This window comes from Rhizobium sp. WW22, from assembly GCF_047041135.1.
Classification (GTDB): Bacteria; Pseudomonadota; Alphaproteobacteria; order Rhizobiales; family Rhizobiaceae; genus Rhizobium.
In genome coordinates, this window is record NZ_CP178199.1 from 1,865,282 (window position 1) to 1,887,166 (window position 21,885).

Here is a 21,885-nt window from a genome sequence, read left to right on the forward strand (position 1 = left end):
AGTGAGGAACGACATCGGAAGCCCCTCAAGGGAAACATGAAACATCATGTACAAGCAGAAGACGCCCACGCTTATCGATTGGCTTTTCATGTTGGCGCGTCTGGCACCGATCATCATGGTTTACCTGTGGCCGACATTCCTTCGTTTCATTCTAGGCACTGTCTTTTTTGTCGCGCTCGCCGCGCTGATGTATCATTTGGTTGACGTGGAACCGAACTTTTCGGTGCACGACTCTTATCCACAAGTGGCTCCAGTTACTCGCGAGCGGTAATCTTCTCCTTGGGAGGTCGAACCAAATGGCGCCCCTTCGGCATAACGAAAGCCTCGTCCCCGCAATTGACTGGCAAAGGGAAATCACGACAGAGTAGATGCCCACACGGCCTTCTCCACCGCATCGGCTTGCCTGACATCGGAAAAGGCAATACCCGATTGCTTAACAGGAGAGGAGCAGCAGCCATGGGCAAGCTTCCCGACATGACGAAACATCGCGGCTTTCCTTCCGGCATGCCGGGTACAGGCGTGCAATTCACCATTCGCCGCGCAAACCCCAAGGGCGTGACGCCGATCAAGAAACTGCCACGCCGCGCGCGGCCGGGAACGCAGGAACACCGGATCGACGCCGCATTCCTGCATGCGCTCTGGCACTATTTCGGAGCAGAACCTTTCGAGCGCGGCAATCTCGACGCTGCTCGGCTCAACCTGCTCTTCGGGCGCGAGGTGCTACCCGCAAACAAGGATTTCGATCCGCTCTCCTATGAAGCCATGCTCGTCATCAACGAGAAAGTGGCGCGCGAAAGCTTCCCCGAAGCATTCGAAGATGTGATGGAGATCTGACGCCACGCGGAAGCGCGCAGCCCTCCCGAACGGGCAGCTACGGAAGTACCGCGCCGCGGAGCCATGTCGATAAGGATGGCATGCGGCCCTATGCCCGGTTGCCTCTGGACTGAAGCGCGCGAACTTACGGTGGTCGACACTCTTCATTTGAGGCTGACATGCCCGACGATGTGAATGGCCTGAAGGCAAAGCTCGTCACGCATCACGATTACGTCCGGCAGCACGGCGAGGATATGCCGGAAGTTCGCGACTGGCGGCGGAAACGATAGAACTGGCCTGACTTCGACAACAAGCCGAGAACACCGCCGTGCAGCGGCCAAACCTTACGATTTGGACGCGTGTTCCGGCTTTCCCTTTTGCTTTGTGGAGGCCATGTCGCGAAGCTCCTTCTCGCTCATGGAGTCGACCATGCTCTTCGACGCCCCCTTCAGTTCGCTCTTCTTTCTTTCGCCGCGTTTGGCGGCGAGTGCCGCACCGGCAGCCATTTGCTGTGATTTCGACTTTGCTGGCATGATAACATCTCCTTTGGATTAGGTTGAAATTTGCCGCCGCCGATCGTGTCCGCTTACAAGGCGCGACTTACGCTTGGTAGTTGCCGGTAAGGCTTGCTTCTGCAAGCGTGTGTTTCTTCACCTTCTGCCACATGGCTTCTGCGCCAGCGGCCTCAGGAAGGGTCACCCTCGGTACATCAAGCGCGGCAGGCCGGAAAATATACCGATGGGGCGGATCGCCCGCAGGCGGTCGTGGACCATCATAGCGGGCATTGCCGAAATCGTTCCTGTAGAAACGCAGCGCCTGTTCCTGCATCGTGTCTAGACTTTCAACCAGGCCAGTCCATTGCGCGGGGATATTGGCGATACCACAGTGACGGAATGTTCCGCTCGGCGCATCCGGATCCTCGACGATCAGCGCGAAGCTTTGGGTTTTCTCCGGCGCGCCGCCCCAGGCAAGAGGCGGGAATATATTTTCCCCTTCCAGGACATATTTGCGCGGTATGGGCGTACCCTCGGCAAAGGCCTTGCTGATCAATGTCAAAGCCATTCGATCCTCCTTTTATCATCGCAGATTCATGAGCCTGTGAACCTCTGAATCTAAGGTGGAACACATCAGAATCACTATTGTTCCCCCATGGAACCATCGCTCGCCCCGTTGTTTAGAACATCCACGAAGGAGGAAAAGATGGCGGATGAACGGTTCGAGTGGATCAGCAGACGGGCCTATGCGATTTGGGAAGCGGCCGGGCGCCCTTGGGGCTGCAGCCAGCATCATTGGGAGCAGGCAGCGAAGGAACGCGAGATCATGGAGAGAACGCGCGCATCGGCAGATGGCGAAGAAATACTCGCAAGATTCAGAAAAGCCCCCGCGAAGCACCAGCCCGACGGCGACGGTCAGGAACCCGAGGGAAAAACGCAGTCCGGCGCCCGGCGCGCCGGATAATAGACGTCCGCTTTTTTGCTGGATAAGGCCAACAATCAGATGCGCCAGGAGCTGACCTCCCGACGGACTCATTGACCTGCGATTTCATCCGCAATTCAAAAGCCGCCCCTAATTCTGCGTTCCGTCACGGTTCGGCTGGGCCGGCGTGCTCTTCGTGCCCTGCTGATTGTTTTCCGTGCGATCGGTAGGAGCTGGCTGGGCCGTTTGGCCGGCGGGTGGCGTATTGTCTATCGTACCAGCCTGCGGCTGCCCGCTGGAGGAGCTGATCGTCGGCGACGGATTCTGAGGTGTGCCTGGCTCGATATAGCGACCCCAGATTTCCACGCCAGCCCATACGATGGCCGCGAGAACCAGCGCTGTCACCAGCACGGTGAACAGATGTGTTCCCCGCACGCCCTGCCGGGCTTCCGTCGCGGATAGTGGTTTCGTCTGTTCCCGGGGCTTCTTCTGTTCGTCGAACGTCATAGCAAGCCTCCATCTATTGCAAATTTCATATCGACCTAACCAAAACACCCGGCGATGGTTCCAGAGGGGCGCCAAGGAATTGGGTCGAAGCGGAACAACAGGGAGAGCCCAGCGTTAGCCCAATAAGGTTGCAGATCGTGCCAAGCGGACTCGATGGTGCTGAAGAATATGGAGATTTTTCCGCTTTCTCTCCATAGCCAACGAAACGGCAGTCGAGCTTCCTATCCATCCGATCTGCAGCCCCTCCAACATTTACGGAGGGTGAACAATGCCCATGAATACCGTCAACGCGGTGACGCCGCAGAAATTGTCGACCCTGTCGGCGCGCGCTCGCCTGAGGGCTGGTCGACCGCGCCAGTGGAACGGTTGGGACCTGACTGAAAGCGGCCGCCTGCTGTTGATCGCAACGGTAACGGCTGCCATGTCCTGGAATTTTGCCGTCGCGCAGCAATCGAACGATGATCGCTGCAAAGCGGGAGAAACCAACCGGCAGACTGATGGCCAGCAGGCGCAAGGCGAACAGACGCCGCCGGCTACGCATAATCCCAGCCGCAAACTGTCCGACTGTGGCGGTGTGCTGAAACCGCCGTCAGTCGGCGACAGCAAGATGGAAAAGCCCGCGCCGCAGGTGGGCAACACTCCCGTCATCAAGCCTGGCAACACAGAACAGCAGGACAATCAACAGCCGGGCAAATGAGACTGATCCGTCAGGGTTTGGGTTCTGGCTGCTCGATGGGGCCGTTCTTAACGGCGCCGCTATCTCGGCCGTCGCTTGACGTAAACGGCTTGATGACGAGAATCGCCAGAACGGACGCGACCATGAGGCCGAAGATGACGAGCAATAGCATCCGCATCTGAAATGCCTTACGCCCGCTGCGATTTGCGGACGGCAAGGTTGCTGTCGTGCCCGATAATGCCGCCGGCCTGCCGGGATAGCGCTTCCGCACGCTGCTTGGCCTCGTGATTTTCAACGGAACCTTCAATAACGACGCGCCCGTGACTGACGGTCACGAAGATACTGGTCTCGTCGAGCAGTTGATCGGCTTTCAGCCTGCTCTCGATTTCCGTTCGTATTTCAACGTCTGTTCTCTCCGGCGTCGATGCGTAAGGGGGTTCGGGTCGTGTACCTCCGTTGATCTCTTCTGATCCGGAAGCTGCCCTCACGTCCGAGATTTTGCCGGAAATGTCTTCGGCCATCTGCCTGCGCAATAGATCACGCGTAGCCGAATCTTCGCAGCGCGCATCGTCGGTACCATTTTCGGGACGTAGCTCTATTGGCGAGGCTTTTTCTGCCCGCTGTTCGGACTCGATATCCCCGGACCCACCGGCTGCCTGGTCGAGTGCCTGCACGGTGCGCGTATCGCCACCATGCGGAGAACCCCTTGCGTTTGTCCTATCGCTGATTCTAGCCATGGTTTTCTCCCTGTTCGATGAGGGCTTAACCTTTGCCGCTCCGGAATGTTCCGGTCTCAGAGCTTGCGTCACGCCCCTGTCGTCAGCATTTCGAAGGATACCACCCTGTAATGTTCCTCAACGGACGCAAGCAATTGCGCACCACCGCCATCCGGCCCCGCCTGCCGCCATCGCACCTCGTAGGAAATATGCGTTGTCGCGTCGCTCGGTCCTGTCCTGCAGCCGATGAAGGAGAAAGCATATCCGAGCGGTTCCAGCGCTGCTTGCGCATCGGCGATCGCAACGCCTGCATCGCGAGGCAATTCGATCACGAGGCGCGCCTTCTGCTTGCGTGGCATCAGCCTGTCGAACTGTTTGAAAGGCGATAGCACGATAAAGGCGATAATGGCCCCGGCGGAACCCACGATCACTTGACCGCCGCCGATGCACAGGCCGACTGCCGTCATGATCCACAAGGTCGCCGCCGTCGTTACGCCGGTGATCAGGTCGCCCCGCTTGAGAATGGCCCCACCCCCGATGAAGCCGACACCCGTCAGCACGCCGAGCGGAAAGCGCAGCACATCCATCGAAGCGAATGATTGCGACGTCTTGCCCAGAGTGGATAGAAGCAGATTGGCCTGGATCATCGACAGGCATGCGGCGAGCCCGACCAGGATCGTCGTGCGAAACCCGGCGGCATGACCACCCATTTCCCGATTAATCCCGATCAGCCCTCCGGCTGCAACGACCAGCAGCAGACGGAGAGCGATATCCAGCCAGTCCGCGTCTATTGGCATAGTGTCGGTCAGGTCAGGCACGATGTCCTCCCAAGGGGGCGTCACCAGCAAATTTCAGTGGGGAACATCGCAAACGACATTTCGTTCCATCTTCGATGGAAGGTGCGCATGAAAAACATAATAGAAGCAGCATGATGCTCTACCGCTTCATTGTCACCTCCGGAAAAGCGCTTGAGCCCGTGGGCCGCCTGCCGGATTGCGCCGCGAGCCGCCTCTCGCGCGTCAGGCCTTTGCTTTTTCCAGCCGCATCGCGAAATATATCACAATGCCCTTGAGGACAGGCGAGCGGCACGCTGTCTTCGGTTGGCATCCAGCGCCCGTCGAAAATCGAGGTCGGTTCTCGCATGGTGACGGAGGTCGTCGAGAAAACAAGAGATATCTTCGAGCGTATCGACGACGACATATCGCAGACCACCGCCGGCATCGATCAGATCGTGGCCGATGCTGACGCCGAAGCCGTTGGCTACCTTGCGAAACCATGCCGAGCGCCAGCGCTTGAAACCATCGGGGTCCGACTGAAACTCTGCGAGCAGCATCTTTTGCTGATCAAGCCGCGCAAGGAATGTTTCAACCACATCCTGTGAGCCGGCCTTCGGCCTTTCCGCCTTCCTTGCCAGCCATTTTTCAAGAAGCTGAGAGCTGGGCTGCGGCGCTTTCGCTTCATCGCGCTCCATCAGAGCCGCGGAATCAATATCCAGGCGCTCCGCGCCCTCCTTGTGCTGGGCCTCATCCACGGGCGAACCTGCTTGTATCTCCTGCTGCAAAGCCAAGGTCTGCTTGAGATCGGCGGCAAGCTCTCCCCAGATGGATCTCGATGATTCAGCCGATCTTGCTTTCATCCGGCGGGAGGTTTTGACTTCGATGATAAAGGGCTTTGTCTGTTTAACCATGATGCTTCGATATGTGCCCGATGATGGAGCGCAGTTGATGGACAATCACTATGAATAAGAGGCTGGCATTCTCTGGGAGCAACACCGCAGCAGGGCGATCGTCCGCGGATATTGAAGGTCTAGGCCCTACACCAAACCGCTTGATGAGGCAATCTCCGCCGCCGCCTCATCCCAAATGGGCATCAATGCATTGCGACCTGATCTGCGTCACGGGCGTATGGCATAAGTCGGGACGATCATCAGGGAGGCCGCTTTAACGGCACTCATGTCTGCGAATCAACGATCTTGTAATCGGACCATCCGATACGCACCACAACCACTGCAATGCCTCTACCGCGACAATACAATCTCAGTGCATTCAAAATGAAACAAACGAGGTCGTGGCAGTCAGTTTAAACTGCATATGTCTTAGCAATCATTGCTAAATATGAAGGTCTCGTAATATATTCGCTTAAAGCGGCTGCCGCCTTCTGGTAAGTTATCACTTGCGCGCGTACGCTCGATGAGATTGCGATCATTGATAGGCGTGCTCCGATGCCAACGGACCAGTTCAAACTGCACAATGCCCGGATTTTGCGCGGCCGGCTTGGGGAGGACGAGGCCATATGCCCGAGAACCGAGTGGATCGGTCGCAGCAAACTCTCTACGGGTCCGAATCCGACAACGGTTTAGAGGCGACGGTCTCGCTTTGGGATCTGGATTTCAAACTACTCGATTGCTCGAAGCGATTCAAAGAGCATATCGGTCTTGCGCCCCGGAGCGAGGTATCCTTGTGGGAAGCCTATCCCGCGCTTGCGAAGCCGACGCTTGCCGAGCTTATTAATAAAGTCATAGACACAGGCGAACCTTGCACGATCCAGTTCGACGATCCGACGCAGGGAAAGCGCCGCTTGCTCGCCTCCCGTATTCGAGTGGGGCTTCTGATCGTCGAAACCAATGGAGCACATGAAAGCCCATCGTCCGAAGACAATGAAAAAGCACAGCTCATCCATCAGGCAACGCACGATGTCCTCACCGGACTGCCCAATCGCCGCCAATTCAGCGCGGCTCTGACGCAACTGCTTCCGGTTACCGGCAAGGTTGGGCCGGCGCTGATGCAGCTCGACCTCGATGATTTCAAGCCCGTCAACGACACACTTGGCCACGGAGCCGGCGATATCGTACTGAAACTCGCCGCCGAGAGGATTACGAAAGCACTCGGCCGCGGCGGAACGGCCTACCGTCTCGCTGGCGATGAATTCGCCATCATCCAGATCGGTCCGCAGCGGGCCCTGGAGGCGGAACGGTTGGCAGACGCGCTGGTGGCCGAATTCAAAAAGCCGTTCACGGTCAACGGCATCTCTCTCTTCGTCGGCGTCAGCGTGGGGATCGCAATCGCGCCGCGCGACGGCAACGAGGGAGAACAGCTGATGAAGGCTGCCGATGTCGCCCTTTATGCCGCTAAGAAGGAAGGGCGACGGCGGGCGCGGACTTTCGATCCGGCCATGCTAATCGTGGTCGAACAAAGGGAGCTGCTGCGGCGCAGCCTTCGCGTGGCGCTGCAGCGCGATGAGTTCTTCATCGAATATCAGCCGCTGGTGGAGCCTCCGTCCAACGTGGTCGGCTTCGAGGCGCTCCTACGCTGGCGGCACCCGACCCTCGGGGTCATTCCGCCGGCAGCTTTCATTCCAATGGCCGAAGCCGATGGTCTCATGCGTGAAATCGGCCAGTGGATGCTGGAGGAAGCCTGCCGCGAGGCCTTGGCATGGCCGGAGCACTATACGCTTGCCGTCAATCTTTCTCCGGCGGAGTTCCTGACGCCGGGCCTCACCGATCGCGTTTCTCAAACGCTGGATATCGTCGGATTTCCAGCCGAACGCCTGGAACTGGAAATCACCGAAGGCGTGCTTCTGGAGCGGACCATCAACAATCTCGACACGCTGAACACGCTAAACGTGCTCGGCATTCAGATTTCCCTCGATGATTTTGGCACGGAATATTCCTCGCTCAGCTATCTCAAGAATTTCCCCTTCGATACGATCAAGATCGATCGCTATTTCATCAGGGATCTTTTGCAGGACGGCAAAAGCCAAGCCATTGTGCGCTCCGTCATCGGCCTTGCACATGGCCTGGGCATGCGGGTGACGGCAGAGGGTGTCGAGACGCGGCAACAGGCGGCCTGGCTCCAGCAGGAGGGCTGCGACCGCCTGCAAGGCTATAGCATCAGCCCTCCGCTGAGCGCCGACAAGCTTGGTGATTTCATAAGGCAGGGTGCACGCGATCAGTCGGCCGCGACATTCGACGAATTCCACGCAAGTCCATGAGTTTTTGAAGCGCATTTCATTCGGGAATTTTTCGAGAGGATACCATGCGGGTGCAGGTGGACGCGGCTTTCGAGCCATTGCTTGAACTGGAAATGGAGATGGCGACCCTTGTGGCAGACTGGTCGAATTGCGATCAATGTGCCTCTTACGTGGCTCGCATGGTCAGCCACGATCGGCACGATCCCATCCGTCATGCGAACCTGCTTTCGGCAGCCCTGAACGAGCTTTTCGAAATGTCGTTCCACACCAGAGAAAGCACCGGTACCCTTACCTTTCGCGTCTACCGGAATGGCTCGATCGAGCGGATCGAACTGGCCTTTCCCTGCTCGGCCGAGCAGCGCAATTTGTATGAAACCATCGTCCAGCGCATTAGAAGCGGCCAGGCGCTCGCAAACTATCTCGATGTCATCACCGACGACACCGCGGGTGCCGAGCAGGCGATCCTCCTCGGCCTTGCCGTCAATTACGATGCCGACATCGAGCTGTCCATTCGGGATAAGGGAACAACGACTTTCGTGGTAGACCTCGCTCTCGAAAGGCTACTCAATTGAACAACCGCTCCTCTGGCCGTTTCACAGCGCAATTCGATGCCAACAATCAAGAATTCTCTCTATCCGGAGTTCTGAGGCCACATTCAGTTGCCGAGCTTGCCGATGATCTCGCCCTGTTGCGCAACGGCATCGAAACGGTGAACGGCGTCTGCTACGTCAATCTGAAACGCGTCATCCACATGAACAATACGGCGTTCCGTGCCCTGACGCGTGTCCTACTCGATGCCACGCGATCGAGGCCGGATCTCAAACTGACGGTCGTAGCTTCCAGTGTCGTTGCATGGGCATCGCGACTGTTTCGCCATTTGAGCGATCTGTCACCCAACATTATCGTCGAGATCTATGATTCCGCCTTCTATCCCGGGCAGACATTCGTGGAGAATCAGAGCTTCATCCCGATCCTGCGAACCCAGACGAAGATGACCTGGCGTCACGAGCGCGAGATATTGCCGCGGCACGGCCTTCGAGAGGGTTTGCATATCGCCGACATCTGCTGCGGCATCGGCGATTTCGCCATGCTGCTGCGGAAGGATTTCAAACCCGCGCGGATCGTTGCCCTCGACCATTCGATCCCCAGCCTGGAATATGCCCGCAAGGTGGCGGAGGATTTCAATGTCCACGACATCGAATATACCTATGGCGATGCATCCCAGATGCTGTTCGAGAGCGACCAGTTCGATTTCGTGACCTGCAGGCACTCGTTGCAGATCTTCGACCGCCCGGATGTTCTGCTTCGCGAACTCTATCGCATATGCAAGCCAGGCGGCAGGGTCTACATCACCAACGAGAAGAACTCCCATTGTCTTGGTGAGCCCAGAGCCGAGAGCATTCAATGGACCTATAACGAGGTCGCGAAACTGTTCGCGTATTTCGATATGGATGTCGAGATGGGGCCTAAGGGCCGCCGCATGCTACTGGATGCCGGCTTCAAGGATGTGCGCATGGAAAGCTTCATGGTCACGAATCTCGATGGCGATCCCCAGGATTTCGCTGACATCATCACGGCATGGCAGAATGTCTATGCCGATGAAATGGCGGTCAGAAGAGGGGATTCGGCCGCATTTATCGAGCGATTCAAGCAAGGCTTCGCCGATCATATTTTTGCCGCGCTCCACCCAAGAGGCTATGCGGGCTGGCCGATCTGGGCTTCTTCGGGACAGAAACCGCTATGACGGACGCGCCAATCGCCAAGCAACGGCTCGGATTGCGCTCATTTCGCGCCAAGTTTCTCCTCGTCGTCGGGGGAGCCGTTCTCTTCGACCTGCTCGTCAGCGGCGGCCTTGCTTTATGGAACGTCCAGCGCCTATCGCGCAACGCCACGATGGAAGTGGGACAAGGTCTCGAGAAAGCGAGCCAGGATTATATCGGCTCCTATGCGGATTCGACCGCCGCAGAGGTCGGTTTGCTGATCGACCAGGTCCATTCCGATGTGAAGGCGCTGGCGGGCGTGCTGCAGGGACAGATCGACAATCCGGCGCGGAGTCTCGATGTCGGTGCTGCTATGAGCAGAGCGTCGCCAGGCGCTGTAACTGTGACCTACGACCAAGCCGGCCAGTGGTCACAAAACCTGCCCGGCACACCCTCGGTCGTCAGCGTCTGGGGTTACCTGCTTGATAAGGATCACCATCCCCTGCCTCAGGTTCAGGCAGACATAGAATGGAGCGCGGTGCTCGATCTGGTTGCTCCTTCCTTGCTGCACAACGGCGCGTCGAAGCTGCAGATGTATTATATCGGCCCGAGGGAGCGTCCGATTTTCCGGACTGCTCCCTATACGACGCAAGCGCAGACCTTTGACCGGCTCTATCCCGGTCACAACAGCTCCGATTTTTGGACATTCTTCTTTCCAGGCCTATACGAATCCTGGCAGCAATGGGCCTCCAACCCCTCATCCCGCCCCGTTGCCGATTACATCACCCAGACGGCTCCCTATACCGACGCTATCACCGGCAAGCTGATCGTCAGCTTTTTCCATCCGCTCTGGACGCCCGATAGGCATCAGGTGGCCGGTGCGGCCGGCGCAGATATTACACTCACACAGCTTGCCGAGATCGTCGAACATGTGAAAGTCGCTCAAACCGGCTTCGGCTTTCTTGCCATGTCGAATGGGAATGTGGTTGCAATCAATCCCGTAGGCGAAAAGGTCATCGGCTTGCGCGCCGCCAACGATGCCGCCGCCAAGGGGGTTACCGGCCTCGACCGATCCTTGCGCAACAGCACGCAAGCGGCCATTACCAAGCTTCCGCTCGACGCCGACGGCGTGATCCAGCACATCAGCCTCCGCGAACAGGGAGAGGACGTTCCTTATCTCGCGGTCGTCAAGCAATTGCGCCCGACCAATCTCTGGGTGGACGGACCGGTCAAGAGCGAGGTCATGTCGCTCGGGATCGTGGTGCCCGAGCGCGAGATCTACGCCTCGCTCATCGCCGCCAAGGATGAAATCTCGCGGGCGACCAACCGCATTCTGCTCTATCAGATCATGGCCGTTCTCGTGTCTCTGATGATCGTCACGGCGGCGGTCTTTGCGGCCTCGAAACGCGTCACCAGCGGCATCAGCGCGCTGGCGAGCGCCGCAAAGCGCATACAGGCGAAGGATTATTCGGTTAGGGTCGATATTTCGACCAGGGATGAAGTTGGGGATGCCGGTATCGCTTTCAACAGGATGGCGGAGGATATCAGCTTCCACACCGAAAACCTCGAAAAGCTCGTTTCGGATCGGACCAGCGAGATCGAGGCGGCCAAGGAAGAGATCTCAACCCTCAATAACCAACTCAAGAACGAAAACCTGCGGCTGGGTGCGGAACTCAACGTCGCCAGGCAGATCCAGCTCATGGTCTTGCCGCGGGCCAAGGAACTGACGGCAATCAACAATCTGGAGATCGCCGCCTACATGCGCCCGGCAGATGAAGTCGGCGGCGACTACTATGATGTTCTGCAGAACGGAAAGAACCTGAAAATCGGCATCGGTGACGTGACCGGCCATGGGCTGGAAAGCGGGGTGCTGATGCTGATGGTCCAGTCGATTGCCCGCGCCCTGCAGGAGGCGGGTGAGATGGACCCGGCAAAATTCCTGACCGATCTCAATCGGACGATCTTCAAGAACATCGAACGGACCCGGACCGACAAGCATATTACCTTGTCGTTCCTCGATTACGACGGCGAGAGATTGACGATATCCGGTCAGCACGAAGACATGATCATCATTCGCCAGGATGGCAAGGTGGAGCGGATAGATACGGGCGATCTCGGCCTTCCGGTCGGTCTTGAGCCTGATATCGCTCCCTTTATCGATACGCGGCAAGTGCCCTTCGAGAAGGGCGACATGGTTGTGCTGCATACCGATGGCGTCACGGAAGCGGAGAATTCGAAAGGAGAGCTGTTTGGCTTCGATAGGCTTTTGGAGGACGCCCGCCGCCTGCATGGCGGGACTGCGCAGGAAGTCGTCGCAGGCATACTCGACGACTTGATGGCTTATATCGGGACCCACAAGATCCATGACGATATTACCCTTGTGGTGATGCGGCACAGGTGAGGAAATGACGACAGCAATTTTCGGCGAGGAACGCCTGGCTTCGTTCGATGCCACCAACGCTCTTCGCATACGACTATTCGACGGGCCGCTGCATCTGGCATGGCGCCATTCGGCCATGACATCCGACTTTATCGCGGAGACGATAGCGCTCGGCTTCCGCTCTTCCGAGCGACAATATAAGTCGGTGCGGCACGACATTGGTTATGTGACCAACGAACTCATCGAAAATTCGATCAAATTCCGCGCCTCGGGCGAGATCCTTATCGAGGCATTGAGGGATGGCCATTGTTTCCGGATGCGGATTATGAACTTGATCGACCGCGAAGCGATGGCGCGCTTCCAACAATTATTATTGAGGGTTACCACTGGCGATCCCGGCGATCTCCTCATAGAACAGATTGAAACAAGCGTTCTTGCCGGCGGCAACGCGTCGGGGCTAGGACTTTTGACATTGATGAGCGACTACCAGGTTCAGTTGGCCTGGCATTTCGACGAGGATGGTCCGCACAAGCGGGTCAAACTCCAAACCTATGCCGCCATGGCGATATCATCGGCGTGAACCCGTGAGAGGCCCTTTATGGAAATCAAAGAAGAAGCATTTCGCATCTGGTCCGAAGGCAGTACCCTATATTTTGACGGCACCATGCGCCTGGCCGGTCCCGATGCCTATGCACCTGTCTATGAGCTGGCCAGGTCAGTCCTTCATGGAAGTGGGGGCAAAGCGACTTTCGATCTGACAGGTCTGCAATTCTTGAATTCTTCGGGCATCAACCTGCTTGCCAAACTGACGATAGAGGCACGCAAGCATCCGGATATTCACCTCACAGTATGTGGCTCCTCGCAAATTCCCTGGCAGATGAAATCATTACCAAACCTGAAGAAGCTGCATCCGCGCCTGGATCTGCGACTGACCTGAACCAGGTCGCACAAGTGGGCAGCGGTTTTGCGATCACGACATGCGTTAAATCAAAGACCCAAGCGGAAGGCCAGTCTGAAAGATCGCGACGCTCCTTGGCAATCGAACAGCCACCCCTCTTATTTAGGTGGGCCATCGCCACTGTCGAAAGCTCGATGCCGAGCCGCGTCGTGAAACAAGCTGCTGTCTGCGTCTGTCTCGACCAATCTCGGTTAGCTACTACTTACTCTTATTGATTTCTTGATTTGGCTAGTTAAAAACGCCGACCTACCGGCATCATGGGCATATATTACAGCAAACCTTAGTTAAAATGGTAAAATATGCGTTATGCTTGCCACACATTACTTGGGCCTATTATTTTTGTTCCATGTGATAAAAATGGACAGAATGTAAAGCTTCCGCATTCCCTGATAACGACAGAATTATTAATTTTTTGTAAAAGATAACCAGAAATTGCAACAATAATTACTTGTTGTAAAAAGTCTTTCACAGGACGGAGGAAAGTTCTCCTCTCCCTGAATACTGTGTCGTGTCTAAATTATCGGGAGGGTTTGATGGGCATAGCGTTCAAATCTACAAATATAACACTCAACAACACTAAAAGACGTACAATTCTCGTTGCAGGAGGTGCGGGCTTCCTTGGCTCACATCTTTGCGATCGACTTTTGCAGGATGGTCATGAAGTCATATGCGCGGATGATTTTTCAACCGGGCGGATGGACAATCTATGGCATCTGCTTCGTTACGAGACGTTCAGTTTCATCCGCCACGACGTCATCGCATCACTCGATCTACCTGTCGACGAAATCTACAATCTGGCCTGCCCGGCATCTCCGCCGCACTATCAGGCCGATCCGATCCGTACGATGAAAACATGCGTTTTCGGCTCGCTCAACTTGCTGGAGCTGGCCACATATCATCAAGCGCGCATTTTCCAGGCCTCGACCTCGGAAATCTACGGCGACCCCCAAGTGCATCCGCAGCCGGAAAACTATTGGGGTAACGTCAATTCCTTCGGCCCTCGCTCGTGCTACGATGAAGGCAAACGCTCCGCTGAAACGCTTTTCCGTGACTTTCACGCTCGCCACGGCGTAGACATCAGGATCGCGCGCATCTTCAACACCTATGGACCGCGCATGCGTCCCGACGATGGCCGCGTTGTTTCCAATTTCATCGTGCAGGCGCTCAAGGGTGAGGATATCACCGTCTATGGCGACGGCTCCCAGACGCGCTCCTTCTGCTATGTCGCCGACCTGATCGAGGGCTTCATTCGCCTGATGGCCGACCAAACGACCATCCATACGCCCGTCAATCTCGGCAATCCGGCGGAATTTACCGTGCGCGATCTTGCCGAACAGGTCATCGCGATTACCGGCTCCAAGTCGAAGATAGTCCATAAGCCCTTGCCAATCGACGATCCCCGCCAGCGGCGGCCCGATATCACCGTGGCGCAGCGCGAGTTGGGATGGGAACCATCCATCGCGCTGGCGGATGGATTGAAGTCCACCATCGCGTATTTCGAACGTCAGTTGGTACGTGCGAGCAGCGAACTTTTCGAGGTTGCGTGATGGGCAAGAAAAAAATACTCGTCGTGGGTGGCGCCGGCTTCATCGGCAGCCACACCGCGAAGCTCCTGCATCGACAAGGCTTCGAGCCGGTCGTCTATGACAACCTCTCGACGGGCCATCTGACCTCCGTGCGCTGGGGACCTTTTGTAGAAGGAGATATTCTCGACACATTCCATCTTGCCGCGACAATGGAGGAGCATAGACCTGCGGCAATCATCCATTTCGCCGCCTCCGCCTATGTCGGCGAGTCCGTTGAAAATCCCGCAAAATACTATGCCAACAATGTCAGTGGCACACTGTCGGTTCTGGAGGCATGCCGCCGCACGGAAGCGGACAAACTGATCTTTTCATCGAGCTGTGCGATCTACGGAATTCCCGCCCATCTGCCTATCCGCGAATGCGAGACGCCTCAGCCGATAAATCCCTACGGCAGAACCAAGCTGATTGCCGAACATATGCTTGCCGACTACTCGGCGGCCTATGGGCTTTCCTATGTGGCGCTGCGTTACTTCAACGCCTCCGGCGCCGATCCGGAACAGGAACTCGGCGAGTGGCATGATCCCGAAACGCATCTCATTCCCCGTGCATTGCTGGCGGCGGCCGGCACGACCGAAACCTTGGAAGTCTACGGCGACGATTACGACACGCCGGACGGCACGTGTGTGCGCGACTATATCCATGTGCTGGATCTCGCCAAGGCGCATGTCCTGGCGGTCGAATATCTGCTGGCTGGCGGAAGCAATCTTGCCGTCAATCTGGGAAGCGGCCGCGGCACGTCAATCAAGGAAATTGTCGGCGCGATCGAGCGCGTTTGCGGGCGCCAGGTTCCTGTCGCCATGCACAGGCGGCGGCCGGGCGATCCGCCTACACTTTATGCCGCTTCGGATCTTGCTGCCGAGAAGCTCGGCTTCCGCGCTCTGCATTCGGATATCGACACTATCATCCGGACTGCAGCTCCCTTCTTCGGGCTGGAGATGCGAGGATGACATCGATCCGGACACGAGCTCAAGCAATGAAGGACCGGGCGTTGATGACGCCGGTGCTGCAAGGTCGCAAGCGCGTAGAATATGTTGTGTGCGCCGCGTTGTGGCTCGCGGCACTCGGCTATTTCTGGAGCTGGTGGTTCGCGCCCGCGCACCATGTCGACGCTCTCGGGTCGATATTGGTGACCCTGGTGCTCGCCTGGGTGACGATCATTCCGGCCTATTTCATCATCGTCTTCTTCCGGGCCGAAAAGCCGACGGGTGAATTGCGGCTTCCCGCCGGCAGTCGCATCGCCATGGTGGTGACCAAAGCACCATCGGAGCCCTTTTCGGTGGTAGCCCGCACGTTGGATGCCATGCTGGCACAGGCAGTGACCCACGACACCTGGCTGGCAGATGAAGATCCATCGCCCTCGACGCGGGATTGGTGCCGCAAATATGGCGTCCAGATTTCCACCCGGAAAGGGCGGGAAGATTATCACCGCCAGACATGGCCGCGGCGCACACGCTGCAAGGAAGGCAATCTTGCCTTCTTTTACGATCACTATGGCTATGAAGGCTATGATTTCGTCGTGCAGCTCGATGCCGACCATGTGCCCGAACAAGGCTATCTTTTCCAGATGCTTCGGCCCTTTGCCGACCCGGCAGTCGGCTATGTGTCCGCGCCGAGCATTTGCGACCAGAATGCCCATGAGAGCTGGGCGGCTCGCGGCCGCCTCTATGCGGAAGCCAGCATGCATGGATCGCTTCAGGCGGGGTTCAATCATGGGCTGTCGCCACTTTGCATCGGCTCGCACTATGCCGTCCGCACCAAGGCCCTCAAGAGCATTGGCGGGCTGGGACCTGAACTGGCGGAAGATCACTCCACCACATTGATGATGAATGCGTATGGCTGGCGCGGCATTCACGCGCTCGATGCCATTGCTCATGGCGACGGTCCGCGCACTTTCGCCGATCTCATCACCCAGGAGTTTCAATGGTCGCGCAGCCTGATGATGATCCTGCTGCAATATTCGCCAAGCTTGATCAAACGGCTGCCGCTACGCTTCAGAATACAGTTCCTGTTTTCGCAGCTCTGGTATTCCCTCTTTTCTCTCTTCATGGCGCTTATGTTCATTATGCCGATCATCGCGCTTACTATAGGAAAGACCTTCGTCGATGTGTCATATCCTGACTTTTTGCTGCATTTCGTGCCGCAGTCCGTTCTGCTGATCCTGTTCGCCTACCACTGGCGCAGTACGTATACGTTCAGACCGGTCGATGCGAGTATTCTGAGTTGGGAGATGACGTTGTTCCTGTTTGCTCGCTGGCCATGGGCGCTTATGGGTTCTCTCGCTGCCATTCGCGATTGGACGACTGGAACATTTGTGGATTTCCGCGTCACTCCGAAGGGTACATCGGACGTCGATCCTCTGCCATTCAGAGTTCTTGCACCCTATGCCATGCTCTCTTTTGTCTCCATCCTGCCGGTTCTATTTGTCAGTGCTACGGAGGAGAGCAGCGGCTTCTATATCTTCGCGACGATGAATGCAACCATCTACACTTTACTGCTGCTGGTCATCATCGTTCAGCATGCGCGTGAAAATACGCTCAGCGCGAGCAGGCGCTTTTACCGGCCGGCGCTCGCCAGCGGTCTGATTGCTCTGACTGCCCTGCCATTTTTTGGCATCATGGAGCACGGCCGCGCCGGAGCACAATCATTGATTTGGGACACCGACGGCTACGTATTGTTCGATACGCGCTTTTCGGTGGCAGGTGCTGGAATTGGCGGCCGCGGACTGCACAGAATGGTGCTCAATCCGCACTGGCACGTGAGCGACACGGACGATTGAGTTTCATACAGGGACACTATGGCGGAACGCAGATGAAGATGGCTGTTATGGAAACCGAGCAGGATCTCAGCGCGCTGGCGGAACAAAGCCATGCCCGCCGGATCGGCGCTCGCATCTGCGCCATAGGTAAGTCGGCAAGCACGCAAGGTAACCTGCGAGACATTGCCAGCCGACGAAACCGGCAGCGAGCCTTGAGGGCAGCAGCGCCAAGGCTCGCCAATCACGAACACGGGAGAAATAATATGAAACCATCAAGGAAACAGACCTCCCTCCTCGCCGCAGCATCGCTGGCATGCGCGATCGTTCTCGGGCTTGCGACGGCGAGCAATGCGGCCGTAGCCGCGACTACCACCAAGGTGCCGGACGGCGCAAGGCCCATGACGGCGGCTGAACTCTACATGCTCTATCACGACAAGAGCTGGCGCTGGCCCGATGGCGCCGGCCGAATGCAGAATACCGACCGTCGGTTCTCAGCCTGGGTTGACGGAACCGGTGGACAATCCTGGGCTGAAGGCCGCTGGGCTATAACAGACACCGGCCGGCTGTGTTTGGAGGCAACCTGGCATGCCGCAAGCGGCCAGTTTCCGGCCAAGACCTGCTTCGTTCATCGCATCTTCGATGGAACGATCTATCAGAAACGCGAGACTGGCGGAGCATGGATTGTGTTTCGCCATCCCACTACCGAGAAAACCGATGAGGCGACAAACCTCATCGCCGATGATCTGGTCTCACAACGACTGGAGGCCTTGAAGACCTCTTTAACCGTCCGCAAGACCGAATAGAGGAAGGAGGCAATGCGATGAAAACCCTATCGAAACTAACGACGGCTTTGCTTGCGGCTGGCGCCCTCTGCGGGGGCGTATATGCTGCCAGCAACGGCTTGGATGCAAGGGCCGAGACCCGGCCGCTCTTCAATGACAAGAGGCCGATTATCACTCCCCAATCGCTACCGGGGGGTGCCTATGATCCCAACGGGGATTTTTCCAATGACCCCAATCCAAAGATCGAGCACCTCTTCCTGCCTTGGGAAGATGTCGATCTGTCGACGCTGAGCACGGCAGACGAATATGCCCGCAAGCGCGGGCGCTCGCTGCTGATCACGGTCGAGCCCTGGTCATGGGCCCGCAACTGGCGGGTCACACCAGCCGATCTCCTCAGTGGAATTCTGGCGGGTCACTACGATTCCAACATGACGGCGATCTGCTCCGCGGCCGCCAAGCTCAATACGCCCGTCACCATTCGCTGGGCTCAGGAAATGGACGAGAAGAACGGACAGTTCACCTGGGCCTATTGGAAGGCGGACGACTACGTGAAAGCTTATAAGCACGCGGTCACCGTCTGCCGCAAGAGCCTTCCCACGGCAAAGTACATGTGGTCGCCGATGGGCAAGGATGGGCTCGAAGCCTACTACCCCGGTGATTCATTCGTCGACGTCGTCGGATTGTCGGTGTTCGGTTACCAACCGTTCGATCTACGCAAGCTCGGGCGGGATTCGACCTTCGTGGAAGCAACCAAGCCCGGCTATGACCGTGTGAAGCGCTTCAAGAAGCCGATCGTGATCGCGGAATTGGGCTATCAGGGCAACGAGGCCTATGTTCATGGATGGGCCGAGGAAGCCAACAAGCCGCACTCCGAATTCCCTAACCTGCAGGCAGTAGTTTATTTCAACGATCGTGAAGTCTACCCCTGGCCGGACGGTCTGGGCAGGCCGGACTGGCGGGTCGCCACACCGCCCCTGCTGAACTGACCGCGATGAAAGGTGGAGGATAAGTATATGTCCTGGTTCCGTTTCATCATCCTGAATACCATGTTCGCGATGCTGCTGGCCGGCACCGCGAACGCGGCGACGCATCGTCATATCGATCGAATGACGGCGCATGCGGCCCACCAAGCCATGCCGATGAGTGCGAGGGAACTCAAAAAGCTCTACGCAGGACGCTCCTGGATATGGAAAGACGGGGCCGGCTTCTTCTCCCGCCATCACCGCCGATTTACGGCCTGGTCGCACACGGGCGCTCGAAAATCCTATGCAAAGGGCACCTGGTATGCGACCGATCGCGGTAGACTCTGCATGAGCGCGGTCTGGCACAGCAAGAAAAGTGCAGCATCCAATGTGTCCTGCTTCCTGCATCGCGAGAAGGCTGGGATCATCTATCAGAAACGAGCATCAGGCGGCAAATGGTATGTGTTCCGTCATAATCCGATCAAACATGATGACGAAGTTCTGAAACTGCGACCGGGCGACTATGTTCGCAAGCATCTGCCCGGTTGAAGTCGAATACTCACATAGGGGCTTTTCTTGGATAGCAGGCGGCACGCGTCCCCACTTGTTCCGCCGAATCGCCATCCAGGGAATACCCCTATTCTTTGCCGCACGCACAGCGCGACAGTCGCTGGCTCACCTTAGAACACACCGCGATTGTAGCAATGCGACGTTCTTCCAAATCCGCTTGGTGTGCAGATATAGGGAGAGCCCTTGAAGTAGTCCTCGGCGGAAACCGAAGTCGTCTTGGCAAGCGATCTTCCACTATAGAAGACGACATCGTTCTTCTGATACTTTTTCATATACAGCTGAACGGTCTTGCTCTTTACGTGCTGGCTCTCCGCTGCATTTGCGGTTGCAGCCATACCTGCCGAAAATGCAATCACAAGTATCGCTGGCGTGAAGACACCAATTTTTCGATTAACGTTAGTCAGATTACAAGAGTTTTTCCAAAAACTCATAAATTTACTCTCCTTTGCAAGTTTCGTTCGTGTATTACAGCGGAAAACATTTAAGCAACTTCTATAAATATCTTGAAAAGATTAATGAAATCTGCTTAATTTTCCCTACGGCCTTCCGGCGGGGAACTGCAACAATGCTGCCTGCGATGAATATAGCTTGGCGCGATATTCGATGGATGCACAGAGCCTTGACTCAGACATCCACAGACTTCTTTGGTTCGCTGGCCAAGGCGCATCGCAGGGCAGAATCATTTTCTCAAGACGTGATCCAATCACGTCCCTTCAGTCAGTCCGCCAACCGGCGGACGCTCGGATGGACTGAAATTCGGGCTGTTTTGCGACGACCGGGGAAGATCTTGGATATGCAAGATCTATACTATCCCCGCGCGATCTATTTTGGCCGTCCATCACTCCCTTTCATCCGCCCGTTGCCAGAACAGCGCGAGAACCGCCAGTCGAGTTGGAATGCTTCGTCGAAAGGCTATTACGATGATGTGGGATAAAACGGAGACTAGCTCCGAACAACCGACCCTTGTCGAAAGGCGCCGCTGGCCCCGCATTTCCGATGCTCCCCTTTGCGGCAACGCCACAGACCTGCCGGTACTCGTGTCGCTGCCGTTTTCCACGTCCAATGAGGCTCCCAACCGGCAATTCCCGGCTTGGCGGAAGCATATGGCGCCTTTGATCGATGCTTATCTTCCCGAAAGCGCCGAGGCCGCTGATGGCTTTGCTGCGAGCCAAACCGTATGGAATCTGGAAGGGGCACTTCTCGTTCAGCAGCAAACGCCGGCTTTCCGTTATGAGCGCCCTGCAGAAAAAGTACGCTTCAGCGCCATAGATCATTGGCAGATCACCTTTTTGCGCACGGGCAGAACATGGACCAGCGTCAACGGACATGTGGTCGAAAATGAGCCTGGCATGATGGAAATCCGGGCACTTGGCTGCCCGTTCTACGGCCGCACCATAAGCGCGCAATCTGTCTCCCTTATCCTGCCTTGCGATCTGTTTGCCGATCACGGCGGACTGCCTAGAGCAAGCAACAACATCGTCCTGGGGGGTGAGCGCGTCAAGTTGCTGGCTGACTACATTGCTTTTCTTGAAGCAAACCTCGACCGTTTGACAAAAGACGACCTGCACAGTGTACGCAACCAACTGCAGGAAATGATATTTCATAGTGTCGCACCGCTGGTGAACGGCCACACGACCGGCGATCGCAGCTCCGAGATCGGCCTTATGACGAAAGCTCGTCGCTTTATTCAGAACAATCTCGGATCGGCGGATCTAACCCCTGAAGCATTGAGCCGTGAATTGGCAATCTCCCGAACCCGGCTTTATGAACTGTTCCAGACATCGGGTGGTGTGTTGAACTATGTGAGAAGACGAAGACTTCTGGCTGCACGCGCAGCACTTGCCGACCTGAGCAACGGTCAGAAAATTGCAGATATAGCAGGTAATCTCGGCTTTGAATCAGCAGCTAACTTCAGCCGGGCCTTCACACACGAATTCGGCTATAGCCCAAGCGAAGTCCGCAGGCATACAGGCGAATGCAAGGTCGATCATCTACCGCAGATGACGGAGACATCCACCTTAGGCGACTGGCTTAACACGCTCGGTATTTGAGCGGTATAAAGCTACATATCGGTATGGCAGTTCCGACGGCAGTA

The 21,885-nt window shown here is 56.7% G+C and carries 26 protein-coding genes; 18 read left to right on the plus strand and 8 right to left on the minus strand.

Going from position 1 to position 21,885, the window contains the following annotated elements; translation table 11 throughout:
- Positions 1 to 46 precede the first annotated feature (46 nt).
- Positions 47 to 271, plus strand: coding sequence for a hypothetical protein (locus tag ACK83U_RS27585; RefSeq protein ID WP_112611186.1), 225 nt, complete (start codon positions 47 to 49; stop codon positions 269 to 271).
- A 185-nt stretch (positions 272 to 456) separates the two neighbouring features.
- Positions 457 to 834 carry a hypothetical protein gene (locus tag ACK83U_RS27590; protein ID WP_112611184.1) on the plus strand — a complete coding sequence of 126 codons (378 nt, stop codon included), beginning with the start codon at positions 457 to 459 and terminating at the stop codon, positions 832 to 834.
- A 323-nt stretch (positions 835 to 1,157) separates the two neighbouring features.
- Here the strand turns inward: ACK83U_RS27590 and ACK83U_RS27595 are convergent, their stop codons facing one another.
- Positions 1,158 to 1,346, minus strand: coding sequence for a DUF3008 family protein (locus ACK83U_RS27595; protein WP_112411051.1), 189 nt, complete (start codon positions 1,344 to 1,346; stop codon positions 1,158 to 1,160).
- Between the two features lie 67 nt (positions 1,347 to 1,413).
- Positions 1,414 to 1,875, minus strand: a complete 462-nt coding sequence (locus ACK83U_RS27600; protein WP_112611182.1) for a YbhB/YbcL family Raf kinase inhibitor-like protein — start codon at positions 1,873 to 1,875, stop codon at positions 1,414 to 1,416.
- Between the two features lie 138 nt (positions 1,876 to 2,013).
- Here ACK83U_RS27600 and ACK83U_RS27605 point away from each other — a divergent pair, with 138 nt between their 5' ends.
- The gene (locus ACK83U_RS27605; protein ID WP_112611180.1) at positions 2,014 to 2,271 is read left to right on the plus strand and encodes a DUF2934 domain-containing protein; all 258 of its coding nucleotides are present in this window, start codon (positions 2,014 to 2,016) and stop codon (positions 2,269 to 2,271) included.
- A gap of 108 nt (positions 2,272 to 2,379) precedes the next feature.
- On the opposite strand, the gene ACK83U_RS27610 is transcribed toward ACK83U_RS27605, so the two are convergent.
- Positions 2,380 to 2,736 carry a hypothetical protein gene (locus ACK83U_RS27610; RefSeq protein WP_112611178.1) on the minus strand — a complete coding sequence of 119 codons (357 nt, stop codon included), beginning with the start codon at positions 2,734 to 2,736 and terminating at the stop codon, positions 2,380 to 2,382.
- 268 nt (positions 2,737 to 3,004) lie between these two features.
- On the opposite strand from ACK83U_RS27610, the gene ACK83U_RS27615 reads away from it, so the two are divergent.
- Positions 3,005 to 3,433 carry a hypothetical protein gene (locus ACK83U_RS27615; RefSeq protein WP_348648136.1) on the plus strand — a complete coding sequence of 143 codons (429 nt, stop codon included), beginning with the start codon at positions 3,005 to 3,007 and terminating at the stop codon, positions 3,431 to 3,433.
- Between the two features lie 10 nt (positions 3,434 to 3,443).
- Here ACK83U_RS27615 and ACK83U_RS27620 read toward each other — a convergent pair whose 3' ends face one another.
- The 4 genes from ACK83U_RS27620 to ACK83U_RS27635 form a co-directional block, all read right to left on the minus strand.
- On the minus strand, positions 3,444 to 3,590 hold the full coding sequence (locus ACK83U_RS27620) for a hypothetical protein (protein WP_165915298.1): 147 nt from the start codon (positions 3,588 to 3,590) through the stop codon (positions 3,444 to 3,446).
- Positions 3,591 to 3,600: 10 nt separating this feature from the next.
- The gene (locus ACK83U_RS27625; protein ID WP_412474948.1) at positions 3,601 to 4,086 is read right to left on the minus strand and encodes a BON domain-containing protein; all 486 of its coding nucleotides are present in this window, start codon (positions 4,084 to 4,086) and stop codon (positions 3,601 to 3,603) included.
- Positions 4,087 to 4,217: 131 nt separating this feature from the next.
- Complete coding sequence (locus ACK83U_RS27630; RefSeq protein ID WP_112611174.1) at positions 4,218 to 4,946, minus strand: MgtC/SapB family protein; 729 nt, start codon at positions 4,944 to 4,946, stop codon at positions 4,218 to 4,220.
- 239 nt (positions 4,947 to 5,185) lie between these two features.
- Positions 5,186 to 5,860, minus strand: coding sequence for a hypothetical protein (locus tag ACK83U_RS27635; RefSeq protein ID WP_412474949.1), 675 nt, complete (start codon positions 5,858 to 5,860; stop codon positions 5,186 to 5,188).
- 560 nt (positions 5,861 to 6,420) lie between these two features.
- Here ACK83U_RS27635 and ACK83U_RS27640 point away from each other — a divergent pair.
- The 12 genes from ACK83U_RS27640 to ACK83U_RS27695 all read left to right on the plus strand — a co-directional run bounded on the left by ACK83U_RS27640 (position 6,421) and on the right by ACK83U_RS27695 (position 19,769).
- Positions 6,421 to 8,118, plus strand: coding sequence for an EAL domain-containing protein (locus tag ACK83U_RS27640; protein ID WP_112611170.1), 1,698 nt, complete (start codon positions 6,421 to 6,423; stop codon positions 8,116 to 8,118).
- 44 nt (positions 8,119 to 8,162) lie between these two features.
- Positions 8,163 to 8,669 (plus strand): ubiquinone biosynthesis methyltransferase UbiE, encoded by a 507-nt coding sequence (locus tag ACK83U_RS27645; protein ID WP_112611168.1) that lies wholly within the window; start codon positions 8,163 to 8,165, stop codon positions 8,667 to 8,669.
- On the plus strand, positions 8,666 to 9,841 hold the full coding sequence (locus tag ACK83U_RS27650; RefSeq protein ID WP_112611166.1) for a class I SAM-dependent methyltransferase: 1,176 nt from the start codon (positions 8,666 to 8,668) through the stop codon (positions 9,839 to 9,841). Before ACK83U_RS27645 ends, ACK83U_RS27650 begins: the two co-directional genes overlap by 4 nt.
- On the plus strand, positions 9,838 to 12,198 hold the full coding sequence (locus ACK83U_RS27655; protein ID WP_112611164.1) for a SpoIIE family protein phosphatase: 2,361 nt from the start codon (positions 9,838 to 9,840) through the stop codon (positions 12,196 to 12,198). The genes ACK83U_RS27650 and ACK83U_RS27655 overlap by 4 nt, the downstream gene beginning before the upstream one ends.
- 4 nt (positions 12,199 to 12,202) lie before the next feature.
- On the plus strand, positions 12,203 to 12,757 hold the full coding sequence (locus ACK83U_RS27660; RefSeq protein ID WP_112338071.1) for a slr1658 superfamily regulator: 555 nt from the start codon (positions 12,203 to 12,205) through the stop codon (positions 12,755 to 12,757).
- Between the two features lie 18 nt (positions 12,758 to 12,775).
- Positions 12,776 to 13,114, plus strand: coding sequence for a slr1659 superfamily regulator (locus tag ACK83U_RS27665; protein WP_112338070.1), 339 nt, complete (start codon positions 12,776 to 12,778; stop codon positions 13,112 to 13,114).
- Positions 13,115 to 13,668: 554 nt separating this feature from the next.
- Positions 13,669 to 14,682 (plus strand): UDP-glucuronic acid decarboxylase family protein, encoded by a 1,014-nt coding sequence (locus tag ACK83U_RS27670; RefSeq protein ID WP_112611162.1) that lies wholly within the window; start codon positions 13,669 to 13,671, stop codon positions 14,680 to 14,682.
- Positions 14,682 to 15,668, plus strand: a complete 987-nt coding sequence (gene galE, locus ACK83U_RS27675; protein ID WP_112611160.1) for a UDP-glucose 4-epimerase GalE — start codon at positions 14,682 to 14,684, stop codon at positions 15,666 to 15,668. The genes ACK83U_RS27670 and galE overlap by 1 nt, the downstream gene beginning before the upstream one ends.
- Positions 15,665 to 17,497 (plus strand): glycosyltransferase family 2 protein, encoded by a 1,833-nt coding sequence (locus ACK83U_RS27680; protein WP_112611158.1) that lies wholly within the window; start codon positions 15,665 to 15,667, stop codon positions 17,495 to 17,497. Before galE ends, ACK83U_RS27680 begins: the two co-directional genes overlap by 4 nt.
- Before the next feature lie 242 nt (positions 17,498 to 17,739).
- On the plus strand, positions 17,740 to 18,279 hold the full coding sequence (locus ACK83U_RS27685) for a DUF995 domain-containing protein (RefSeq protein ID WP_183711925.1): 540 nt from the start codon (positions 17,740 to 17,742) through the stop codon (positions 18,277 to 18,279).
- A 17-nt stretch (positions 18,280 to 18,296) separates the two neighbouring features.
- Positions 18,297 to 19,244 (plus strand): glycoside hydrolase family 26 protein, encoded by a 948-nt coding sequence (locus tag ACK83U_RS27690; protein WP_112611156.1) that lies wholly within the window; start codon positions 18,297 to 18,299, stop codon positions 19,242 to 19,244.
- 27 nt (positions 19,245 to 19,271) lie between these two features.
- A complete protein-coding gene (locus ACK83U_RS27695; RefSeq protein WP_112611154.1) occupies positions 19,272 to 19,769 on the plus strand; it encodes a DUF995 domain-containing protein in 498 nt (165 codons plus the stop codon).
- A 131-nt stretch (positions 19,770 to 19,900) separates the two neighbouring features.
- Here ACK83U_RS27695 and ACK83U_RS27700 read toward each other — a convergent pair whose 3' ends face one another.
- Positions 19,901 to 20,221 (minus strand): hypothetical protein, encoded by a 321-nt coding sequence (locus ACK83U_RS27700; RefSeq protein ID WP_112611152.1) that lies wholly within the window; start codon positions 20,219 to 20,221, stop codon positions 19,901 to 19,903.
- Positions 20,222 to 20,250: 29 nt separating this feature from the next.
- Between ACK83U_RS27700 and ACK83U_RS27705 the strand changes: the two genes are divergently transcribed.
- Both ACK83U_RS27705 and ACK83U_RS27710 read left to right on the plus strand, forming a co-directional pair.
- The gene (locus ACK83U_RS27705; RefSeq protein ID WP_162708108.1) at positions 20,251 to 20,724 is read left to right on the plus strand and encodes a hypothetical protein; all 474 of its coding nucleotides are present in this window, start codon (positions 20,251 to 20,253) and stop codon (positions 20,722 to 20,724) included.
- The gene (locus ACK83U_RS27710) at positions 20,711 to 21,841 is read left to right on the plus strand and encodes a helix-turn-helix domain-containing protein (RefSeq protein ID WP_112611150.1); all 1,131 of its coding nucleotides are present in this window, start codon (positions 20,711 to 20,713) and stop codon (positions 21,839 to 21,841) included. Before ACK83U_RS27705 ends, ACK83U_RS27710 begins: the two co-directional genes overlap by 14 nt.
- The last annotated feature ends 44 nt before the right edge of the window (positions 21,842 to 21,885 follow it).

Coding starts and splice junctions, on each gene's coding strand:
- ACK83U_RS27640 (WP_112611170.1), top strand. CDS start 6,421: ATGCCCGAGAACCGAGTGGATCGGTCGCAGCAAACTCTCTACGGGTCC.
- ACK83U_RS27605 (WP_112611180.1), top strand. CDS start 2,014: ATGGCGGATGAACGGTTCGAGTGGATCAGCAGACGGGCCTATGCGATT.
- ACK83U_RS27700 (WP_112611152.1), bottom strand. CDS start 20,221: ATGAGTTTTTGGAAAAACTCTTGTAATCTGACTAACGTTAATCGAAAA.
- ACK83U_RS27680 (WP_112611158.1), top strand. CDS start 15,665: ATGACATCGATCCGGACACGAGCTCAAGCAATGAAGGACCGGGCGTTG.
- ACK83U_RS27615 (WP_348648136.1), top strand. CDS start 3,005: ATGCCCATGAATACCGTCAACGCGGTGACGCCGCAGAAATTGTCGACC.
- galE (WP_112611160.1), top strand. CDS start 14,682: ATGGGCAAGAAAAAAATACTCGTCGTGGGTGGCGCCGGCTTCATCGGC.
- ACK83U_RS27655 (WP_112611164.1), top strand. CDS start 9,838: ATGACGGACGCGCCAATCGCCAAGCAACGGCTCGGATTGCGCTCATTT.
- ACK83U_RS27645 (WP_112611168.1), top strand. CDS start 8,163: ATGCGGGTGCAGGTGGACGCGGCTTTCGAGCCATTGCTTGAACTGGAA.
- ACK83U_RS27660 (WP_112338071.1), top strand. CDS start 12,203: ATGACGACAGCAATTTTCGGCGAGGAACGCCTGGCTTCGTTCGATGCC.
- ACK83U_RS27595 (WP_112411051.1), bottom strand. CDS start 1,346: ATGCCAGCAAAGTCGAAATCACAGCAAATGGCTGCCGGTGCGGCACTC.
- ACK83U_RS27685 (WP_183711925.1), top strand. CDS start 17,740: ATGAAACCATCAAGGAAACAGACCTCCCTCCTCGCCGCAGCATCGCTG.
- ACK83U_RS27590 (WP_112611184.1), top strand. CDS start 457: ATGGGCAAGCTTCCCGACATGACGAAACATCGCGGCTTTCCTTCCGGC.
- ACK83U_RS27620 (WP_165915298.1), bottom strand. CDS start 3,590: ATGCGGATGCTATTGCTCGTCATCTTCGGCCTCATGGTCGCGTCCGTT.
- ACK83U_RS27585 (WP_112611186.1), top strand. CDS start 47: ATGTACAAGCAGAAGACGCCCACGCTTATCGATTGGCTTTTCATGTTG.
- ACK83U_RS27710 (WP_112611150.1), top strand. CDS start 20,711: ATGATGTGGGATAAAACGGAGACTAGCTCCGAACAACCGACCCTTGTC.
- ACK83U_RS27690 (WP_112611156.1), top strand. CDS start 18,297: ATGAAAACCCTATCGAAACTAACGACGGCTTTGCTTGCGGCTGGCGCC.
- ACK83U_RS27600 (WP_112611182.1), bottom strand. CDS start 1,875: ATGGCTTTGACATTGATCAGCAAGGCCTTTGCCGAGGGTACGCCCATA.
- ACK83U_RS27610 (WP_112611178.1), bottom strand. CDS start 2,736: ATGACGTTCGACGAACAGAAGAAGCCCCGGGAACAGACGAAACCACTA.
- ACK83U_RS27670 (WP_112611162.1), top strand. CDS start 13,669: ATGGGCATAGCGTTCAAATCTACAAATATAACACTCAACAACACTAAA.
- ACK83U_RS27695 (WP_112611154.1), top strand. CDS start 19,272: ATGTCCTGGTTCCGTTTCATCATCCTGAATACCATGTTCGCGATGCTG.
- ACK83U_RS27665 (WP_112338070.1), top strand. CDS start 12,776: ATGGAAATCAAAGAAGAAGCATTTCGCATCTGGTCCGAAGGCAGTACC.